General features: G+C 36.6%; 22 protein-coding genes. 9 read left to right on the top strand and 13 right to left on the bottom strand.

Annotation, left to right across the window (positions count from 1 at the left end):
* Window positions 1–205: 205 nt before the first annotated feature.
* The 9 genes from flgJ to flgB are packed head-to-tail and all read right to left on the bottom strand — an operon-like array spanning window position 206 to window position 7,417.
* Window positions 206–1,231 (bottom strand): flagellar assembly peptidoglycan hydrolase FlgJ, encoded by a 1,026-nt coding sequence (flgJ, locus tag H3U96_RS08435; protein WP_198196299.1) that lies wholly within the window; start codon window positions 1,229–1,231, stop codon window positions 206–208.
* Window positions 1,232–1,246: 15 nt separating this feature from the next.
* Window positions 1,247–2,356, bottom strand: coding sequence for a flagellar basal body P-ring protein FlgI (locus H3U96_RS08430; protein WP_370545642.1), 1,110 nt, complete (start codon window positions 2,354–2,356; stop codon window positions 1,247–1,249).
* 8 nt (window positions 2,357–2,364) lie between these two features.
* Complete coding sequence (locus H3U96_RS08425; RefSeq protein WP_082205218.1) at window positions 2,365–3,042, bottom strand: flagellar basal body L-ring protein FlgH; 678 nt, start codon at window positions 3,040–3,042, stop codon at window positions 2,365–2,367.
* 22 nt (window positions 3,043–3,064) lie between these two features.
* A complete protein-coding gene (gene flgG / locus H3U96_RS08420; RefSeq protein ID WP_034900989.1) occupies window positions 3,065–3,847 on the bottom strand; it encodes a flagellar basal-body rod protein FlgG in 783 nt (260 codons plus the stop codon).
* Between the two features lie 18 nt (window positions 3,848–3,865).
* Window positions 3,866–4,621 carry a flagellar basal body rod protein FlgF gene (locus H3U96_RS08415; RefSeq protein WP_198196295.1) on the bottom strand — a complete coding sequence of 252 codons (756 nt, stop codon included), beginning with the start codon at window positions 4,619–4,621 and terminating at the stop codon, window positions 3,866–3,868.
* Between the two features lie 14 nt (window positions 4,622–4,635).
* Window positions 4,636–5,847: a flagellar hook protein FlgE gene (gene flgE, locus H3U96_RS08410; protein ID WP_198196293.1), complete on the bottom strand. Its 1,212-nt coding sequence runs from the start codon at window positions 5,845–5,847 to the stop codon at window positions 4,636–4,638.
* 16 nt (window positions 5,848–5,863) lie between these two features.
* A complete protein-coding gene (gene flgD, locus H3U96_RS08405; protein WP_034900995.1) occupies window positions 5,864–6,583 on the bottom strand; it encodes a flagellar hook assembly protein FlgD in 720 nt (239 codons plus the stop codon).
* 13 nt (window positions 6,584–6,596) lie between these two features.
* Window positions 6,597–7,004 carry a flagellar basal body rod protein FlgC gene (gene flgC / locus H3U96_RS08400; RefSeq protein ID WP_086353945.1) on the bottom strand — a complete coding sequence of 136 codons (408 nt, stop codon included), beginning with the start codon at window positions 7,002–7,004 and terminating at the stop codon, window positions 6,597–6,599.
* A gap of 2 nt (window positions 7,005–7,006) precedes the next feature.
* Window positions 7,007–7,417, bottom strand: a complete 411-nt coding sequence (gene flgB, locus H3U96_RS08395) for a flagellar basal body rod protein FlgB (protein WP_198196291.1) — start codon at window positions 7,415–7,417, stop codon at window positions 7,007–7,009.
* Window positions 7,418–7,609: 192 nt separating this feature from the next.
* Here flgB and flgA point away from each other — a divergent pair, with 192 nt between their 5' ends.
* The 5 genes from flgA (at window position 7,610) to flhA (ending at window position 12,451) form a co-directional block, all read left to right on the top strand.
* Window positions 7,610–8,236 carry a flagellar basal body P-ring formation chaperone FlgA gene (gene flgA / locus H3U96_RS08390; protein WP_198196289.1) on the top strand — a complete coding sequence of 209 codons (627 nt, stop codon included), beginning with the start codon at window positions 7,610–7,612 and terminating at the stop codon, window positions 8,234–8,236.
* Between the two features lie 78 nt (window positions 8,237–8,314).
* Window positions 8,315–8,614 (top strand): flagellar biosynthesis anti-sigma factor FlgM, encoded by a 300-nt coding sequence (gene flgM / locus H3U96_RS08385; RefSeq protein WP_034901005.1) that lies wholly within the window; start codon window positions 8,315–8,317, stop codon window positions 8,612–8,614.
* A 23-nt stretch (window positions 8,615–8,637) separates the two neighbouring features.
* Complete coding sequence (locus tag H3U96_RS08380; RefSeq protein WP_198196287.1) at window positions 8,638–9,072, top strand: flagella synthesis protein FlgN; 435 nt, start codon at window positions 8,638–8,640, stop codon at window positions 9,070–9,072.
* A gap of 143 nt (window positions 9,073–9,215) precedes the next feature.
* Window positions 9,216–10,346 carry a flagellar biosynthesis protein FlhB gene (gene flhB, locus H3U96_RS08375; protein WP_198196285.1) on the top strand — a complete coding sequence of 377 codons (1,131 nt, stop codon included), beginning with the start codon at window positions 9,216–9,218 and terminating at the stop codon, window positions 10,344–10,346.
* Between the two features lie 20 nt (window positions 10,347–10,366).
* The gene (gene flhA / locus H3U96_RS08370) at window positions 10,367–12,451 is read left to right on the top strand and encodes a flagellar biosynthesis protein FlhA (RefSeq protein ID WP_198196331.1); all 2,085 of its coding nucleotides are present in this window, start codon (window positions 10,367–10,369) and stop codon (window positions 12,449–12,451) included.
* A gap of 59 nt (window positions 12,452–12,510) precedes the next feature.
* Here flhA and H3U96_RS08365 read toward each other — a convergent pair whose 3' ends face one another.
* Window positions 12,511–13,146, bottom strand: a complete 636-nt coding sequence (locus H3U96_RS08365) for an NAD(P)-dependent oxidoreductase (protein WP_198196283.1) — start codon at window positions 13,144–13,146, stop codon at window positions 12,511–12,513.
* A gap of 134 nt (window positions 13,147–13,280) precedes the next feature.
* On the opposite strand from H3U96_RS08365, the gene H3U96_RS08360 reads away from it, so the two are divergent.
* The 4 genes from H3U96_RS08360 to treC all read left to right on the top strand — a co-directional run bounded on the left by H3U96_RS08360 (window position 13,281) and on the right by treC (window position 18,037).
* The gene (locus H3U96_RS08360) at window positions 13,281–13,610 is read left to right on the top strand and encodes a helix-turn-helix domain-containing protein (RefSeq protein ID WP_034901015.1); all 330 of its coding nucleotides are present in this window, start codon (window positions 13,281–13,283) and stop codon (window positions 13,608–13,610) included.
* Window positions 13,611–13,709: 99 nt separating this feature from the next.
* Window positions 13,710–14,672 carry a trehalose operon repressor TreR gene (gene treR, locus H3U96_RS08355; protein WP_198196281.1) on the top strand — a complete coding sequence of 321 codons (963 nt, stop codon included), beginning with the start codon at window positions 13,710–13,712 and terminating at the stop codon, window positions 14,670–14,672.
* A 182-nt stretch (window positions 14,673–14,854) separates the two neighbouring features.
* Entirely contained in the window at window positions 14,855–16,282 is a 1,428-nt protein-coding gene (gene treB, locus H3U96_RS08350) for a PTS trehalose transporter subunit IIBC (RefSeq protein ID WP_198196279.1), read from the top strand.
* Window positions 16,283–16,360: 78 nt separating this feature from the next.
* Window positions 16,361–18,037, top strand: a complete 1,677-nt coding sequence (treC, locus tag H3U96_RS08345; RefSeq protein WP_198196276.1) for an alpha,alpha-phosphotrehalase — start codon at window positions 16,361–16,363, stop codon at window positions 18,035–18,037.
* 285 nt (window positions 18,038–18,322) lie between these two features.
* On the opposite strand, the gene H3U96_RS08340 is transcribed toward treC, so the two are convergent.
* The 3 genes from H3U96_RS08340 to pdxY form a co-directional block, all read right to left on the bottom strand.
* Window positions 18,323–19,024: an IS1 family transposase gene (locus H3U96_RS08340; RefSeq protein WP_198196274.1), complete on the bottom strand. Its 702-nt coding sequence runs from the start codon at window positions 19,022–19,024 to the stop codon at window positions 18,323–18,325.
* Window positions 19,025–19,301: 277 nt separating this feature from the next.
* Window positions 19,302–19,769: an STY0301 family protein gene (locus H3U96_RS08335; RefSeq protein ID WP_198196272.1), complete on the bottom strand. Its 468-nt coding sequence runs from the start codon at window positions 19,767–19,769 to the stop codon at window positions 19,302–19,304.
* 96 nt (window positions 19,770–19,865) lie between these two features.
* Window positions 19,866–20,729 (bottom strand): pyridoxal kinase PdxY, encoded by an 864-nt coding sequence (gene pdxY, locus H3U96_RS08330; RefSeq protein WP_086356995.1) that lies wholly within the window; start codon window positions 20,727–20,729, stop codon window positions 19,866–19,868.
* Between the last annotated feature and the right edge of the window lie 8 nt (window positions 20,730–20,737).

Raw genomic sequence — 20,737 nt, 5'->3', positions numbered from 1 at the left:
GTTATCATTTTATAGTCATACTGTTTTTTATATTGCTATGCTGATGACCAGCTATTTGCCAAAGGGTGAGAAATACGATTATAGGTGATCTCGATATATGTAACTAACGCATTATTGGTTATTTATTGACTATAGAGCAGAGTTTGGTCTACTTTTTGGCTGTGATAATAATGCAATTTATTTAACAGTTATATTTATTTAAGCACTATTTAAAGGCAATTTGTCTAAATCCAGATATTGATTTTTGCGGTGTATTTTTGGCAATTTGCTCGATTCGTCCAATAATTTGGATCAGTTTCTCGCTATAGTTAGGATCAGTTGCATAGTGTGCGTCTTGTAGTGCTTTGGCTGCTGTTCTAGCATCTGGAGCATTAACCACTGCACGATAACGTGGGCTTTTGGTTAATAAATTAAGGTAATCAGTTAATGCATGTTGTTTACTGTTGTATACCCTAAATTCATCTTTAATTTTAACCATATTGTTATTTAAGAATTCTTGGGTAGTTAACCGAGTTGAATCACCTTGCCATGATGAGGTTGCTTTTATACCGAAATAGTTATAACTCGGCTTATTATCAGCCGTTTTTATCTGTTTTTTACCCCAACCGGTTTCTAAAGCTGCTTGAGCAATAATGACTTCATAAGGAATGCCAGATATTTTCGATGCCTGCTTTGCTGGCTCAAACCATTCGACGACAAATTGGCTAATATGGTCTTTATCAACTTTGTTGAGCGATGTTGGCAAGCTTGATTCATTAACATTTGCTTTGGTTAAATTGTTGGCTTTATGCTGTTGATAAAGCATTTGCCCTAATGCTGCTGGCGATAAATTGGATGAATTATCACTAAATAAAGATTGTGCCAATTGCATATTGGTTTGATTATTATTCGCTTGAGCTTGTGAATGAATATTAAGCGTAGAATGTGGCTGATTAGTTAATTGTTTAACAATAACATTAGATAACCCTAAACCTTTACCTGCCGTTTGTTGAGCAATTTGTTGATCAAACATAGAGGTAAATAGTTGCATTGCTGATTGATTAAATAAACCGCCATTGGGTACCGCTTTGCGCATAGATTGCATCATCATATTTACAAATAGTGTCTCAAACTGATCGGCAACTTGTTTGATGCTGTCAGTTGATCCACTAACGGCATTACGTTTTAATTGATTAATGCTAGAAAAATCATAAGCAAAACGATTCATGGACTGATTTATTAGGTTTTTCATTTCAATAGTTCTGCTTTATATAGTTTCCAATGCGGCATGCAAACAACCTGCGGTTTTTAATGCTTCTAGTATCGACATTAATTCTGTAGGATTGGCACCTAATAAGTTAAGTGAATGAATAACTCGATTTAGATCGACGCCAGACGCTAAATTCTGCAGTGCACCACCATCTTGTTCGACAGTGACCTCATCATCTGGAACTACTGCTGTGTTGCCACCGGCGAGTGGCGTATTGGGTTGGCTAACTTTCAATTTGTTATTTACCACCACGGATAAATTACCATGCGCAACGGCACAATTGTCTAATTGTACTTTTTGATTCATGACCACGACACCAGTACGTGTATTAATCACCACTTTAGCGGAAATAGGGCTAGCACTAATTTGGATATTTTGAATTTTAGATAATAATTTAACTCTTGCTTGACTGTCTTGTGGCATGGTCAATTTTACGGTCATGCCATCTAGAGCAATGGCGATATTTTTTTGCACTTTGTTAATGGCATCAGCAATTTTTGTAGCCACAGTGAAGTCAAAATGGTTAAGATGTAAATGAATAGTGCTGTTTTCATCTAAGCGTGTAACTAATTCTCTTTCGATGGTTGCTCCGCTAGGAATGGTGGCACCAGCCATTTGGTTAACCGTTACACTACTGCTTCTACTGCTTGCCCCCATACCACCAACAAAAAGATTACCTTGCGCAATCGCATAAACTTGGTTATCGGCGCCTTTTAATGGTGTCATAATCAATGTACCACCACGCAAGCTTTTGGCGTTGCCTAATGACGAAACAACCACATCAATTTGTTGGCCAACACGGGCATAAGACGGTAATTTAGCCGTTACCATTACCGCAGCCACATTTTTTAACTGCATGTTGCTTCCTGATGGCACGGTAATACCTAATTGTGAGAGCATATTGGTGATACTTTGTATCGTAAATGGTGTCTGTGAAGTTTGGTCACCGGTACCGTCAAGCCCTACCACGATACCATAGCCGACTAAGGCATTTTCGCGAACGCCTTGTATTGTCACCAAATCTCTTATTCGCTCGGCATAACTAGAAGGGACAATCACTATTAGCAAAACAAAACAGATAAAAGTACGTAATTTATTTAGCATAATGATACTCATTAAAATGGCGAAAGATTAAAAAATAGGCGCTGTAACCAACCCATTGTTTGTGCTTCATCGATGTAGCCATTACCTACATATTCAATACGAGCATCAGCGACCTGAGTTGATATAACGGTATTACTACCACTTATTGTCCGAGGGTTAACAACACCTGAAAATCGAATAAATTCTGTGCCCTGATTTATTGCAATTTGTTTTTCACCAATCACTTTTAAATTACCATTAATCATGACATCTTGAACGGTGACGGTAATGGTACCGCTAAAGGTATTTTTAGCATTAGCACCACCAGAACCTTTAAAATCATTGCTGCCTGAGATATCTGTATCGACTTTGCCACGACCTACCAGCCCATCTAAAAAGTGCGGTATGGTTTTTACCCCTAAATTGACCCCACCATTACGGCCGGCATTAATGGATGAACTTTTACTTGCGCTAACGTTTTCTTGTAAAACAATCGTTAATACATCACCAATATTGCGTGGTCGACGATCTTCAAACATCGGTTGATAACCAAAACTACTTGGTTGTGAGGCTTGATAAATAGAGCCACTGCTGTTCACAATTTCTGGCATTTTTGGAACAATACTGGTGTCGCCTTCAACTAATGCCTTTTTAGGTAATTGACTACAACCAACTAACGACAAAGTTATTAAAATATAAAGATATCTCATTACCGCTATCATTTTGTTAGATTTATAATTGATTTAAACGTTGCAACATTTGGTCAGATGCCGATATTGCTTTACTATTAATTTCGTAAGCACGTTGTACTTGAATCATATTAACCAGCTCTTCGGCCACATTCACATTTGACGTTTCAATATAACCTTGGTATAGCAGTCCAGCACCATTGAGCCCCGGTGTATTTTCAGTTGGTGCACCAGAACTTTCGGTTTCTAGATATAGATTTTCACCAACGCTTTCTAATCCGGTGTCATTGATAAAAGTGTGTAATGTTAATTGACCAACTTGTACTTGAGTTGATTGATTAGCTAAGGTGACATTGACAACGCCATCACGTGCTACGGTCATTTTTATAGCATTGGATGGAATGTTGATTGTTGGTTGAATTTCATAACCGGCAGCTGTTACTAACTGACCATTTTGATTAACTTGAAAAGCGCCACTGCGGGTATAGGCTTGTGTTCCATCTGGCATAAGAACTTGGAAAAATCCTTGTCCATTAATGGCAATATCACTACTGTTATCGGTTAATTCTAAATTACCTTGGCTATGAATTCGTTCGGTTGCAACTGGTCTTACCCCGGTACCAATTTGTAATCCTGAAGGTAATGTTGTTTGTTCTGAAGATTGTGCTCCAGGTTGGCGAACTGTTTGGTATAACAGATCTTCAAAAACGGCGCGTTGGCGTTTAAAACCACCAGTGCTAACGTTGGCTAAATTATTGGAAATAATATCCATATTCATTTGTTGCGCAGTTAAACCGGTTTTTGCAATCCATAATGATTTAATCATTGCTGTTTCCTATTTTAGTTAAGTTAACGATAATATTTGGTTGGCTTTTTGGGCATTTTCGTCGGCAGTAGTAATTTGTTTCATCTGCATTTCAAATTGACGAGAATGGCTAATTAGATTCACCATTGCTGTAACCGGATTAACATTACTTCCTTCGAGTACTCCAGACATCAATTTTGCATTTGGGTTATCTTGTAACACGGCACCACGATTATTTATGGTTGCCTCAGTTGCATGGAAAAATCCATCATCACCACGTACCAATTCATTGCGTTCAAGGTGAACTTTTTTTATTTTTCCTACTTGGGCAATGGTGGTGCGTTTATCGCCAGCACCTAAAGCTGATAAAGTCCCATCAGTACTGACACTAACTTGTGAACGCTGAGGTACTGTTAATACGCCATTATCACCAAGTAACGGAAAGCCTTGAATGTTAAGTGTGCCGTTTTCATCGATTTGAATCGCACCATTACGGGTATATCCTTCACTGCCATCAGCTAATTGTACTGCTAACCAATCGTTTTGGGATAAAGCAACATCTAAATTGCGGCCAGTGTAATTAAAGGCACCGATTGTTGAATCATAGGTTGGCGTAGTTGCCGTCACCATGGTTCTTGTCGGCATACTACTACCGACAATGGGAACGGCTTTCATTGCTGTTAATTGCGCCCGAAAGCCAACTGTCGATACATTAGCTAAATTATGACTAGTTATGGACTGTTGATTTAATGTTTGGCTTGCGCCAGACATAGCCGTATAAATAACGCGATCCATAAATACTCCTTAAATTATCTTAAATTAACCAATGTATTAAGGATTTGATCCTGAGTTTTAATGGTTTGTGAATTAGATTGATAATTACGTTGGGCAACAATCATATTAACTAATTCTTGGCTCATATCGACATTGGATGATTCAACTGCACCACTGGTTAGTAAACCAAAAGTACCGGTATTAGCTGAGCCTAATACTTCACCACCTGATTTAAGGGTCGCCCGCCAGTTATTGTTACCGGCTGATTCTAAGCCATTAACATTGGCAAAATCAGCCATGGCAATTTGACCTAATAACATCGTTTGTTGGTTAGAATAGACTCCATAAATTGAGCCATCATCACTGATACTATAGCCAACTAGATCACCAGCAGCATAACCATCAACGACAGGGGTTTTAATGCTACCGACTTCTTTACCCATATTTTGTTGAGTACTGTTTGCTAATGACAGCGTGAAGCTATTGGCGGCTGAACCATTAAGCCCATTAATATTAATCGTCATTTCTGGATCACTAATTAATTTGCCTGATGAATCAAACTCCATTTGCCCTAATGCTTGTAGGCTTGCGTTAGGATCACTACTATCAAGATAATGAACATCCCATTGATTATCAGACGTTTTAACATAAAAAAGTTGAACATTACGTTGATTACCTAAAGAATCATAAGTGGTGATCGTGGTTGAATAATTAAAGGTATCAGCATCGGTGGCATTAATTGGTTGTTTTTCAGGTACTTTGCTATTTGAATTTAAATTTGTTTGCAAAGAGGCTTTATTGGTTGCTGATGCATTTAACATCTCTTGTGAAATCTTTAATGGGCCTGGTGCTGAACCTTGTTGGATCTGTGGTGGTGTGCCTGTGGCAAGATAACCGGTTAATTGAAAACCATCCGCTGAGATAATATTGCGATCAGCGTCTAATTGAAACTGGCCATTACGGGTATAATAGATTTGACCGCTACTATCAACTAAGCGGAAGAAGCCATTACCAGAGATAGCAACATCTAGACTATTATTGGTTGAGGTTGTGGTGCCATCATTAAAATTTTGCATAACCGCAGCCACTTTGACGCCCATTCCTACTTTTGAACCCGCATAGATATCAGCAAATGAAATGCTAGCACTTTTAAAGCCAACTGTTGCAGAATTGGCAATATTATTACCAATAACATCTAATTGTTTTGATGCGGCATTCATACCACTAATTGCTTGAGAAAATCCCATATTAACTTATTCCCCTTTAAAGAATTTGACGTACTTCGTCAATACTAATTGAACCAAGTATCCCTAAATCAAGTAATACTTTATTATTAACTTTGCTATTAATTACGCCGTACACAACCGAGTAAGATAGTGGTGTGGATGATACTTTTTGCCCGTCATAAGTGGCATTAACCGAAAACGTATAACTACCATCTGGCGCTAGTGTTCCATCATTCAGTTCACCATCCCAAGTAAAAGAGCTAACCCCAGCAGGAATCGAACCTAAATCGACCTCACGTACAACATTGCCATTTTCATCTTTGATGGTAATGACCACTGACTCAGCATCACGCATAAGTTCAAAGCCAAATGGTGTGGTAATAGTTTCCTTTTCGCTTTCCGAACCTTCCACTTCTGATGTAGCAACCAAAATTTTATTACCTGGAACCATGACACCTTTACCAATCATGTTGCTGGCATTGACCGATAAGCTATCGTCAATTTGGCCTGAAACCATACCTAATGTGGTATTCAGTCGTTCGATACCTGCTAACGTATTGATTTGAGCTAATTGCGAGGTTAACTGACTGTTATCCATTGGATTGGTAGGATCTTGATTTTTCATTTGGGCAATAAGTAATGTTAAGAAATTATCTTGTAGTTCCTGACTTGAGTTACCATCAGACGAACCTTTCTTTAGCGCTTGCGGACTGGCCATATTAGTTGATTCTGAAACTGCTACATTCGAAATACCCATCAATTACGCCCTTTTATTGTCCTAGAGTCAGTGTTTTTAGCATTAAACTTTTTGCGGTGTTAATCACTTCTACATTTGCTTGGTAGCTACGAGATGCAGAAATGGTATTAACCATCTCTGCTACTACATCAACGTTAGGTTTTTGAATGTAGCCTTGTTCATCAGCCAAAGGATGATTAGGTTCATAAACTAAATTCATTGGTGCAGGATCTTCAATAACTTGTGCTACTTTTACTCCAGCAACACTATTGGAATAACCATTGTCATCGACTTGAAAGATAACTTGTTTGGCTCGATAAGCTTGACCAGAAGTACTGGTAACACTATCAGCATTAGCTAAATTACTGGCACTGACATTCATTCGTTGTGTTTGTGCCATTAAGGCTGAACCAGAAACCGAAAAAATAGAGAAGCTCATGATGATTATCCTTGCTGTAATACCGAAATGACATTTTTAAACTGTTCACCTAAAAAGGTTAAATTACTTTGATAGTGGATACTGTTATCCATAAAAGCAGTTCGTTCTTGATCCATCTCAACAGTGTTGCCATCAGCAGATGATTGATAAGGAATACGATAAAGAAGATTATAATTAGTGAAATCAGCGCTAGTTATTTGAATATGTTTTGTAGAAGTAATAGTTAGTTTTATATTATTGTGGGTCGATTGATTATTGATGGCTCTGTTTAATTCAGTATTAAAATCAATGTCCCTCGCTTGGTAATTAGGCGTATCACTATTAGCAATATTGGTTGCAAGTATATTTTGACGTTTTTCACGAACATTGAGTGCTTGTTGGTGAAAATTAACGAAAGTATCTAATTTATTTAGCATAAAATCATCTCATCCTGATAGATAAAAAGAATTTTAAGCAAATCAAAAAAAAATCATCGTATAAATAACGATAAAAATTGCCCTTATTTCAACATTCGATAGATGGGTTTATAAAGTACAATTTAGTTATCAATAATTACATGAACCCCAACAAATATGCCTCAGATTATTAGATTGTTGTTTCTTTTTTGTATGTTAGGTAGCTCAAAAATAGTTTGTGCCACTGCTCTTGAAAAACAAATTAGTGATCTGATCCATCAACAACTTATTGATGTGAAGGTTGATAAAGTTGTCATTAATTATCCAACTGTAAAACCACAATTAAGTTGTGACTCACCAACATTGGCAATATTGAACAAAAATAAACAATGGGGCAATTTAACCATTACCGCCAGATGCGAAAATACCACTAAATATATCCAGATATACGTCGCTGTGAGTGGCCATTATGTTATTGCTAAACAAGCCATTAGTGCAGGAACATTAATTACTGAACAACTGGTAAAAATGCAGTCTGGTCAGCTAGATAAATTACCAGCAACAGTAATTTTAAATCAATCTGAAGTTATCAATCATCTTGCTTTACGTAATATTAATGATGGTGAAGTAATAAAAAATTCAATGCTGCAGAACAACTGGCATGTTAAGGTCGGTCAAACCGTAAAGGTCATTATTAATGGCGAAGGTTACTCAATTGCAACGCATGGCAAGACATTAAGTAATGGGGCATTGGGAGAATCGATTAATATTAAACTTAATACGGGTAATGTTGTTGAAGGTGTTGTTAGTGAAAAAGCTATCATTATTATTAATAAATAAAATTAATGATTTTTTGATTTTTGCCGATAATTAGACTAAACCAACCCTATAAACCTTGACTTGAATTAAAGGAATTTTATGAGTATAGATGCAACAAAATTGGTTACAGCAGTATCGGGATTGCTGAATCGTGATTTAATAAATGGACAAAATAAAGAAACTAAAGCATCTGTGCAAACGTCAAATAGCTTAAATTTGAGTAGCAATGTCAAATTGAGCCAAAACACTATCGCATTATTACATTCGACAGAAAATGATATTGATATTAGTAAAATTGAGAAAATAAAACAGGCCATTACTAATGGTAACTTAGTCATCAATCCAAATAAAATTGCAGACGAAATTATTAAGCAAACTCTTGAAGAGATTGAAAGCTAATTAATTTTTGAAGGAATATCATAATGTTAGAGTTAGATAACATTTTTAATAATGTAACAGTCATGTTGCAATCACTTTCAGATATTCTAGAGTCTGAACAGCAAATCCTAATTGGGACTAATACAATTTGCCAATTAAATGACGTTATAAATCAAAAAAGCCAATTACTTATCGAGTTAAAGTTACTTGATGAAAAACGGCTAAAAGTAAGTGCACGCTATAATATTCAATCACCTTATAGTGAAAACCCAGAGCTAGCGTTGAAATGGCAAGCCATCACTAATACCACTCAACGATTAGCTCAAATCAATCGGGATAACGGTATACTTATTCAAAATCGTATGAATATGACACAACAATCGATTGATTATTTGAAAAGTATTAATAACCCCGCGGTTTACACTTATCACGGTTATCAACAGCCTGAAACTATTTCATCTAAACGTGCTAAAGTTTAATCATTTTAATACTATTTAAAGCTAAACGAGCTAAATAACCAGTAATTTAGGGTCTTATTAAGCCAATAACTTTAATAAGTTACGTTCATACTGTGCTATCAAAGTAAAGTGTAATTAGACAGTAAAATTGGTTTAACTGATATATGGCTGATGATAGTGATCTAGATAAAAGTGAACAACCCACCGATAGTAAATTAAAAAAAGCTAAGGAAAAGGGGCAAATTCCTCGATCTCGTGAGTTAACATCGCTAATTATATTATTAGTTGGCATTATGTTGTTTTGGATAATGGGAACACATTTTGTTAGCAAATTAAAAGCAATTATTCAACAAGCCATGTTAGTTGCCCACCGAACCGATGATGATAAACAGATTATTTTCAATTTAATTAATTTATTAACCACTGGATTTTGGGCGATTTTACCTATTTTTGTGGGATTAGTTATTGTCGCTATCATTGCTCCGCTTAGTGTTGGTGGTTTGCTGTTTAGCCTACAATCGATTAAACCTAATTTAGGCAAATTGAATCCTATTAGTGGATTTAAACGGTTATTTAGTCTGCGAATTTTTTCAGAACTGTTTAAAAGTATTCTTAAAGTGGTTTTAATCGCTTTTGCTGCTGCCCTATTTTTGATACATCAATTTCCTAATATGCTGGCACTACCCAGTATGTATTTAAATAATGCGTTATCTCAGGTAATGCAATTGCTGATTTATGCTAGTTTATTGATTGTATTAGCCTTAATACCAATGGTAGGTTTTGATATTTTTTACCAAATATGGAGCAATTTGAAAAAGTTAAAAATGTCGAAGCAAGAAGTGAAAGATGAGTTTAAAGAGCAAGAAGGTAATCCGCAAATTAAAGGGCGTATTCGACAAATGCAGCAGGCAATAGCAAGGCGTAGGATGATGAAAGATGTCCCAAAAGCTAATGTTATTGTTACTAACCCAACCCATTATGCGGTTGCTCTGCAATATGATGAAAAAACCATGAGCGCTCCCAAGATATTGGCTAAAGGTACCGATAATATAGCGAGCAAAATCAAACAAATTGCTCAAGAGCATCAGATCCCACAATTAGAAGCGCCACCTTTAGCTCGAGCATTATATCGCCATGGTGAGATAGGTAAATCAATACCAGCAGAGCTCTATGCTGCGGTAGCACAAATTCTCGCTTGGGTTTATCAATTAAAAAGATGGCATAGATATGGTGGTGAAAAACCACTCAAACCAACCAATTTATCAATCCCAGAATCTTTATCTGTGAATAAATAAAGGTAATTGCAATTGTTATGATGAAATCAAAATTAACTAATCTATTATCAATAAATAGCTTAAAAAACGGTCATTATCGAATTTTAACTGGACCAATGCTGATTTTATTGATTCTTTCGATGATGGTATTACCTTTACCAGCATTTATTTTAGATCTCTTTTTTACTTTTAATATTGCCTTATCCATTATCATTTTGATTGTGGCACTGTTTACTAAGCGAGTTCTTGATTTTGCCGCTTTTCCCACCGTTTTATTGTTTGCAACTTTATTACGCTTATCCCTTAATGTTGCCTCAACTAGAGTGGTGTTACTAAAAGGCCATACTGGTAGTGATGCGGCTGGTCGAGTAATTGAAGCTTTTGGCCACTTTTTAGTTGGTGGTAATTTTGCCATTGGTATTGTTGTGTTTATCATTTTAGTTATTATTAACTTTATGGTAATCACTAAAGGCGCGGGTCGGATAGCTGAAGTAGGTGCTCGCTTTGCATTAGATGGTATGCCGGGTAAGCAAATGGCTATTGATGCCGACCTTAATGCAGGATTAATCGGTGAGGATGAAGCTAAAGCTCGGCGTGCAGAAGTTACTCAAGAAGCCGATTTTTATGGTTCTATGGACGGGGCAAGTAAATTTGTGCGTGGTGACGCTATCGCTGGTTTATTGATTATGGCGATTACCATTGTCGGTGGCTTATTAGTTGGGGTGATGCAGCATGGTATGACATTATCCGATGCCAGTACAACCTATGTGCTATTAACTATTGGTGATGGATTAGTTGCGCAAATTCCTTCCCTAATTATTTCCACTGCTGCTGGTGTTATTGTGACGCGGGTCACTTCACAAGAAAACATCAGTGACCAAATGTTAAAGCAGTTATTTAATAATCCACAAGTATTAATCTTAACTGCGGTTGTAATTGGGTTACTTGGTCTTATTCCGGGTATGCCAAATTTAGTATTTTTAATGTTTACGGCTATTTTATCGCTCATTTCGTGGTGGTTAAGCAAACAAAAGAAACTTGAAAAGTCAGTCTCTACTCCGCAAAAAAATGTAGCAGCAACTAAACCGTCAAATGTTGACGCTTCATGGTCTGATGTCAATATTGAAGATATTTTAGCGATGGAAGTCGGATATGGCTTAATCCCTATGGTCGATCAAAACCAAAATGGTGAATTATTAGGCCGAATTCGCAGTTTACGCAAAAAGTTTGCCCAAACATTAGGTTTTTTACCACCGCAAGTACATATTCGCGATAACCTCTCATTATCACCTTATCAATATAAAATTTTTATAAAGGGTGGTGAAATAGGTCAAGGTGAAATTATGAATAACAAGTGGTTAGCGATTAATCCTGGCACAGTGACCGAACAAATTGATGGAATTGCTACAACTGAACCCGCATTTGGTTTACCTGCGGTTTGGATAGATGCCAATAATAAAGAAGCTGCCCAAATATTAGGTTATACCGTGGTTGATACCAGTACTATGATTGCAACTCACTTTAATCATTTATTGCATCAATTTGCCAGTGATCTATTAGGGCGTTTAGAAACGCAAGAATTACTGGAGCGCATCAAACAAGATATTCCTAAATTAGTCGAGGATTTTATTCCTGGTGTCGTACCATTAACCACGTTTCATAAAATTTTACAAAACTTGTTGGCCGAAAAAGTCTCTATTCGAGATATGCGCACGATTATTGAGACAATTTGTGAACAAGCACCTAACCAAAATGATGCTTACCAGTTACTTAGTATTGTTAGAATAGCATTGGGTAGAGTGATTACTCAGCAGTGGTTTCCGGGAACAGAGCCGGTAAAAGTGATTGGATTAAGTATCAGTTTAGAGCGAATATTACTGCAAGCGTTACAAAATACCAGTAATGTTGAGCCAGGTTTGGCGGAACATATACTCCAACAGCTTCAGCAAGCCCTTAATCAACAAGATGCAATTGGTGCACCGCCAGTTTTATTAGTTAATCATACCTTGCGGGCTATGTTGGCGCAGTTTTTAAGACCTAACTTTCCACAATTAGCGGTATTATCAAATTTAGAAATTAGTGATAATCGTGAAATCAAAGTGACCTGTCAAATTGGTAGTGAATAGATAAGAGATAAACCAAAAAGTCTTACCTATTAAATTGGCAAGACTTTTGGATAATTTGATTATTCAGCGACAACAGTGAAACGTTGTTTGATATGTTGGGCTTTTTCTGCTTCATCAATCATAGCGATCGCATAGTCAGCGTAGCTGATTTGACTTTTACCTTGGCTGTTAACTAAGAATTGCTCGCCACCAATAGTATAATGACCAGTTCTTGCTCCATCAGCAATAAACTCAATTGCTGGGCTTAAATAGGTCCATTGCACATCATCACAGGTTCTTAGTTGATCTAAAGCTTTCGCCATATTGTTGGCTAATGGTTTAAATTCATCAGGGAAATCTGGTGAATCGGCTAAACGAACGGTATGCTTTGGGTTGACGTATAAACTGCCGGCACCACCAACAACTAATAAACGGTTAGGTTTACCGCTTAAAATATCGGTTAAATGTTTAAGGCTAGTTTGATGTAATGGTAGTGATTCAGGTGTCCAAGTACCAAATGCATCAATAATCACATCAAATGGTTTTAAATCGTCATAAGTTAATTGAAATAGATCTTTAACTAATACTTTCGCTTTTGCGTCGCTATTTGAACTTGGTTTACGTACGATAGCTGTGACATCATGTCCTCGTGATAATGCTTCTTTAACCAATAGTTGTCCTGATTTACCATTTGCACCAATTACTGCAATTTTCATCTTGTTCTCCTTATTACAACTTAGATAAATTAATTTTTTTAGCTTAATAGCCAAAGTTTCTATTGTAAAGTAGGTACCAAATGGTAATATAGTTACCGTTTAGATACTATTGTTGAAATTAAAGGAATTTTATTATGCAGGCAATTGAAAATTTACCTCCATGTCCTGTTGAAACCACCCTATTATTAATGGGTGACAAATGGAAAGTGCTAATTGTTCGAGACTTACTTTCTGGCACCAAACGTTTTGGTGAACTGAAAAAATCACTCAACGGCATCTCACAAAAAGTGCTTACTTCTCATCTACGTACTATGGAAAAAAATGGTTTAATTACCCGCAAAGTGTATGCCCAAGTGCCCCCTAAAGTGGAATATACCTTAACTGAAGTCGGAGAAAGTTTAAAGCAAGTACACGATGCTATGTTAGATTGGGGTAGCATCTACAAATTAAAATACAGCAAATAAGATCAGAATTAGCGATAATCTTATCATTGATATGATTATCGCTATTTTCTTTAATCTGTATTACTATGATTTAATTGATATTCATTCAACAAATTGATTATGAGTAAATCATCAACTAATTTAACCATTAAAGATATAGCTAAATTAAGTGGCGTCAGTAAATCGACGGTTTCACGAGTGATTAATCACGATCCTATGGTGAAGGAATCAACTCGTAATAAAGTGATGGCAATTGTTGAACAATATCAATTCACTCCTTCAAAATCAGCAAGAGCAATGCGCGGTTATGGTAATAAGGTTATCGGTATTATTGTCACACGCCTTGATTCAATATCTGAAAATCATGCAGTGCAAAGTATGTTGCCGATTTTTTATGCTAATGGCTATGATCCCATAATTATCGAGAGTCAATTTAGTGCCGCAAAAGTCGCCGAACATCTGATGATGTTAAGAGAAAAACAAGCTGATGGTATTATTGTGTTTGCTTTTACGGGATTAGACAGTTCATTGTTAACGGTTTGGCAACATAAATGTGTGGTAATTGCTAGGCCATTTCCGGCTTATTCTTGTATTTGTTATGATGATATTGGTGCAGTAAATAAAGCACTAACTTACTTATATCAATCAGAAAAACATAAAAAAATAGGTTTTATTGGTGTTGATAAACAAGATCAAACTACCGGTGGTTTACGTTATCAGGCCTATATTGATTTTTGTACTACCTATAAAATTCAAGCCAATGCCGTACTTGGTAATTTAAGTTATTATTCTGGTTATGAGCTTGCCGAATCGGTGTTAGTTCATTCACCAACAGCAATAGTTTGTGCTACTGATTCGATTGCTTTAGGCTTAAATAAATTTTTATCGGAAAAAAATATAAATAATATTGTTGTTATTAGTATCGGTAGTAGTGAGTTGCTAAATTTCTTATTTTCTCAAACGATAACGGTTGATCTTGGTTTTGATAAAGCTGGCATCTATGCAGCAAACGAGCTATTACTGATGTTAGAAAAACAAGTAAACGCTAAAATTATTACTGTTCCATCCCAATTACTGAGATAACTCTCTGTGTATCGCATTTAGCTGTGATTATCTGAAAATTGTGAGGTTTATCACAAAAAGGGAACGTTCCCATTTATTTAAATAGTCATTCCATTTATGCTTAATCTCTATCAAATTAGGAGCGAAATGATTTAACTAAAAACCAAAATATTGGCTTAAATTGAAAATAAGGAGATTTAACAATGGCGAAAGCACCTAAAGTATCAACCACATCAATTATGCAACTAATTGAGCTGGTTGGCGGAAAAGAAAATATTGCCAGTGTCACCCATTGTTTAACCAGATTAAGATTTGCGCTTGTTGATCCGAAAATAGCCAATGTTGAAGCTATTGAAGAATTACCTTTTGTCAAAGGTTGCTTTAATAACGCTGGGCAATTTCAAGTTATTATTGGCACGGATGTTGACCGTTATTACAAATTACTCACTGAACAGTTAAATATTGATGAAGCAACCAAAGAACAAACCAAAGCCGCAGCTAAACAAAATATGTCATGGTTTGAACGGTTAATCTCTAATTTAGCGGAAATCTTCGTGCCATTATTACCTGCACTCATTGCGGGTGGTTTACTACTTGGCTTACGTAATGTGATTGGTGAAATGCCAACCATTGACAATAAACCGCTAATACACACTTTTAGTTGGCTGATACCAATTAACGATTTCCTATGGTTACCGTGTGAAGCTATCTTTCACTTCTTACCGGTAGCTATTTGCTGGTCTACGGTGAAAAAAATGGGCGGATCACCCGTTTTGGGCATTGTATTAGGCATCACATTAGTTTCACCGCAACTGATGAATGCTTATGATTTGGGTAAGGCCATTCCCAAGGTATGGGATTTTGGTTGGTTTACCATTGCTAAAGTTGGCTATCAAGCACAAGTTATCCCGTCAATTTTTGCCGGTTTAGCGTTAGGATGGATTGAAACACGGCTTCGTAAAATTATTCCTGATTACTTAAATTTAGTTATCGTGCCAATTGTTGCCTTAATGGTATCAGTCGTCTTAGCTCACTTCGTTTTAGGACCAATTGGGCGCATGCTCGGCGATGGTATTGCTTATGTGGTTAAGTATTTAATGAGCGGTGATTATGCCTTTATTGGCTCTGCTATTTTTGGCTTCTTTTATGCTCCTTTGGTTATTACAGGTATTCACCACACCACATTAGCCATCGATATGCAGATGACCGAAAGCATGGGTGGCACACCTATTTGGCCAATTATCGCCTTATCCAATATCGCCCAAGCATCAGCGGTAGTAGGTATCATCTTAATAAGTAAAAAACATAATGAACGTGAAGTATCCATTCCTGCAGCAATATCTGGCTATCTAGGTGTGACAGAGCCAGCGATGTATGGTATCAATTTACGCTATAAATTCCCGATGTTTTGCGCCATGATTGGTGCAGCTTGTGCCGGATTAATCTGTGGCTTATATGGGGTGTTATCCAATGGTATCGGCGTCGGTGGATTACCCGGTATCCTATCGATAAAACCTGTCTTCTGGGCGATTTATGCCTTGGCTATGTTGGTGGCGATTGTGGTGCCAATCGTATTAACCGCCATTGTTTACAAAATAAAACAGAAAAAAGGCACGTTAAATATCCGATAACGGTTATAAATAGGGGATTCACCACGGTTTTTACCGCTGGTGAATTTGAATCTACTGATTAAAAATAAAGAGCGAGCAATGAATAAAATAGCTATCCCATGGTGGCAAAACGGTACCATTTACCAAATCTACCCAAAAAGTTTTCAAGCCAGTCAAGATCAGGCAACCGGTGATTTGTTAGGTATTATCAGTCGCTTAGATTATCTAAAAAAACTTGGTATTAGTGCCATTTGGTTAACGCCAATTTATCCATCACCGCAAATTGATAATGGTTATGATGTTGCCGATTATTACGATATCGATCCGGCTTATGGTTCAATGGCGGATTTTGAATTACTGATTAAACAGGCACATGAACGAGGGATCCGCATTATGATGGATATGGTGTTTAACCATACCTCAACCGAGCATCCATGGTTTAAATCAGCCTTAGATAAATCTAGCCCTTATCGCTCATTTTATATCTGGAAAGATGCTAAAGCCGACGGCAGTGAACCCAATAACTGGCGCTCCAAATTCGGCGGTAAAGCGTGGCAATGGCATGAACAGTCAGGACAGTATTACTTACACTTATTTGCCAAAGAGCAGGCGGACCTTAATTGGGAAAATCCGCAAGTTCGCTTTGAAATTAAAAAAGTGTGTCAGTTTTGGTCAGACAAAGGCGTGGATGCCTTAAGGTTAGATGTGATTAATTTAGTCTCCAAACAACAAGATTTTGCTGATGATAAAAACGGGGATGGTCGCTGCTTTTACACGGATGGACCTAAAATCCACGAGTTTTTACAAGAAATGAGCCGAGATGCTTTTCAACCCAATGATCTAAAAACGGTGGGGGAAATGTCTTCGACCACGTTAGAAAACTGCTTAAAATATGCCTCGTTAGACGGAAAAGAGCTAACTATGACATTTAATTTCCACCATTTAAAAGTCGATTATCCAAATGGCTATAAATGGGCATTAGCCAAACCTGATCTACTCCAGTTAAAAAATATCATCGGCGAGTGGCAAACCGAGATGCATAATAAAGCTTGGAATGCTATTTTCTGGTGTAATCACGATCAACCGCGAATTGTGTCGCGCTTAGGCAATGAAAGCCAATATCACACAGAATCGGCTAAAATGCTTGCCATGTTGCTATATGGATTACAGGGTACGCCATACCTTTATCAAGGCGAAGAGATCGGCATGACCAATCCACATTTTGATAATATTGACCAGTATCGTGATGTTGAAAGCCTAAATATCTACCACGAAAAAATAGCCGAAGGTATGGATAAAGCGGAAATCTTAGCCATATTAGCGAGCAAATCGCGCGACAATAGCCGAACACCTATGCAATGGGATGATAGCTTAAATGCAGGTTTCACTAAAGGTAAACCATGGATCGAAGTGGCAGGTAATTATCAACAAATCAATGTCAAAGCCGCACTTGAAGACCCTAATTCTATCTTTTACTGCTATCAAACGTTAATAAAATTACGCCAAGAATACCCGATATTTATTTTAGGTGATTATCAGGATTTAACCGCCAATGTTGCTGATTATTGGTGCTACCTACGCCGTTGGAACAATCAACAATTATTAGTCATCATTAATCTAACTGAACAACCCGTTAACTGGCAGTTACCAACAACCTTACAAGGTACTAATTGGCAAATATTATTGAGTAATTATCAGCAAGCAACAACATTCGACTCTGAAATCCAATTAAGACCATACGAAGCATTATATTTATTGGCTGGTGATGATAAATAATAATCTTTAGTAAAATTGAATGTAAAAAGCGCCGTTATTAAAATGAGCGCTTTTTTATTAATAATCATGATTGATATAAGTGATTACGCCAGTCATTCAAGCACAAGAAAATGCCGGTTTAATCCAAACCTTATCTTGAGGATGGACTTTTTCATAACTATATGATTATAAAAAGTAACTAAAAATTCTCAACATGGAATTATTGTGTTTTATAGCATCTATTTTCTTATTAAGAAAAATTAATACGGTATAGACTTCTCAATATTTTTTACAATTATATTAATATTATTTTGCATTAATATCTAACCAGGTTTGACGATAACGCTGGCGTCGCTTTGCTCGGCAATAGTTAACCAAAAGTGTAAATCCTTGTTCTTCCATTAATGTAAAAAAATAGCGCTGCCATTTAGCTGCGGTATTGGCATTAATGCCTAATTGTTGCTGAATGGTTTTATATGTTTCACCTTGCAGCAATAAATCAATAAACGGTAACCATCGTTCATGGTGAGATAACTTATTAAGTTGATATTTTTTCAGTGGATTAAAGGTTCGTCGACAGGTTTTACAACGAAAATTAAGCCGATGGCCAATGCGAATAGTATTCAAAGAGTGGCAATAATCGCAAGGCATGACAGACGTCTTAAGTAGTCCAGTAAGCCACGATTTAAAAGCCTTAGCTTGCTGAAAAACTTCTGTTGGTTTTGCTTGAGCAAGGTTAAGAATCGCTTGATAAAGATCCGGTTCATATTGTGCTAACAACTGACGGATAACATTATCCCACCGCCGTGCTGCTCGCGCTGAAAGGTTAAACTTATCTGCAATAAAGCTATGTGGTTGATTGCTTAACGTCATTGGCGCAATATTTATGAACAATGAAGCTGGTTTAAAACGTCGACATAAAGGCGTTGTCGTCACCAAATCCGGCAACGCCAGCAAAAAACGCTCAGCGGCAAGATGTTGCTCAATCGGTAATAGAGAATGATACATTATCGTTGACCTTTTTATGGTATAGACTCCTTAATTATTTTTACACATAATGAATACAGGAAAAGGCATAATTTTTTCATTGTGTAAAACCACAAATATCTTATTTTCTTGTTACAAATCTTGATATGTTTCTTATTAGTTCAATTAATGACATCTAAGCATAGATTAAAATATGCCAAATTTGATAAGTCGATGAGATAATTATCAAACCGACTAAGCATAACAAACACTATTAAAGATACTTAAATTCAAAGCATTTAAAATTAAAAAACCAGATTTATTCCACTGTTTGCCATTCACTAGCACTACAGATAAGTTTGGCTTTTATGGCTTGGTTTTTATCATTTGAATAATCCGCCCAGCAACTTTTCATCGATGGATCGATTTTTTTTACTAATTGGACTTCATCGCCATTATAGCTACAACTAACGTAGTTTCCATTTTCATCATAGGCTGAATTGATTTGCCAAGTGAGGTCATGTTTTTTGCCATCAATAATGCCAATTTCAGGTTTTAATTGAAATAATTTAACTGGCTCATCGGAATAAACACCAATACCACTGAGTAGTAAACTACGGTTTTTTTTCATTGAAACTTGCCAACCCTCAGGAGTTGCTTCAAGTTCGGGATGATCGGATTTAATATTGATTCGGGTTGGGCAATCAAGTTCATAAGCAGTAGCTACTCCAATAGTTGTCAACCACGCTATTACAATCAAACTAATATTTATTCGGTAACCTTTCATCTCATCCATCCTGTTTATATGGCATATTAATCTATTATTAGCGCTGTTAATTAATTATGCCAATAATCTAAATCAAATTATTTTAAAATGCTGTTTTTATAATAATGGTGTTGCTCGATACTGTAAATCAGGTTTTTTTAGCCAGTCTTGTGAATCAATAATCGCTAGTTCTCTAGCCTCTTTTTGTTTGGTAACAGCTAATACGTGATTCGCTGCATTGGCGGCTAGTTCAAATGCATTTAATTGTGATTTGCCATTAATTAAATGAGCAGTGAACAAACTACAGATTAAATCGCCAACGCCCAATGGACGATAAGGAAAATCATATAATGGACGGGCAAGGTGATAACTTTGCGATGGTGTGGCTAATATCATTTCAAACAATTCTGTGGTTTTACCGGCATGGACTAAATTTTTAACTAAAATTGCTTGGATAGGTTGATTTTGCAGTTTTTTAATTGCCGTTTGTACATCGCTAAAGGTTTTAATTTCGATATTCGATAATATCTGTAATTCTAATAAATTCGGCGTAATATAGTCTGCATGTTTAATCGCTTGCTTAGTGAAAAAATCAATAATATTTTGCGGTAGCGAACTGCCTTTATTAATATCTCCGCCCATAACCGGATCGCACACATAAATGGCGTTAGGGTTATAATATTTTATCTTTTTTACTGCTTCGATAATTTCTTCACCTTGTTCGGCAAGGCCAATGTAACCTGATATGACGGCATCAATTGATTTTAAAACGCCAATTTTTTCGAGACTATTTACGATCCGTGTAATTTGCTGAGCCCCAAGTACAATACCATCATAATCGGGATAGACCGTATTACTCGATAGTTGCACTGTGTGGATTGGCATGACTTCAACGCCTTGTAATTGCATGGCTAATGTGGCAACTTTGTTGCCTGCATAGCCATAAACAACATTAGATTGAATTGATAAAACGGTTTTCATAAGTAGTT

The sequence above is a fragment of the Gilliamella sp. M0364 genome, from assembly GCF_016100565.1.
In the GTDB taxonomy this organism is placed as follows: domain Bacteria; phylum Pseudomonadota; class Gammaproteobacteria; order Enterobacterales; family Orbaceae; genus Gilliamella; species Gilliamella apis.
The sequence above is the reverse complement of the archived record's forward strand: the minus strand, read 5'-3'. Positions and strand labels throughout refer to the sequence as shown.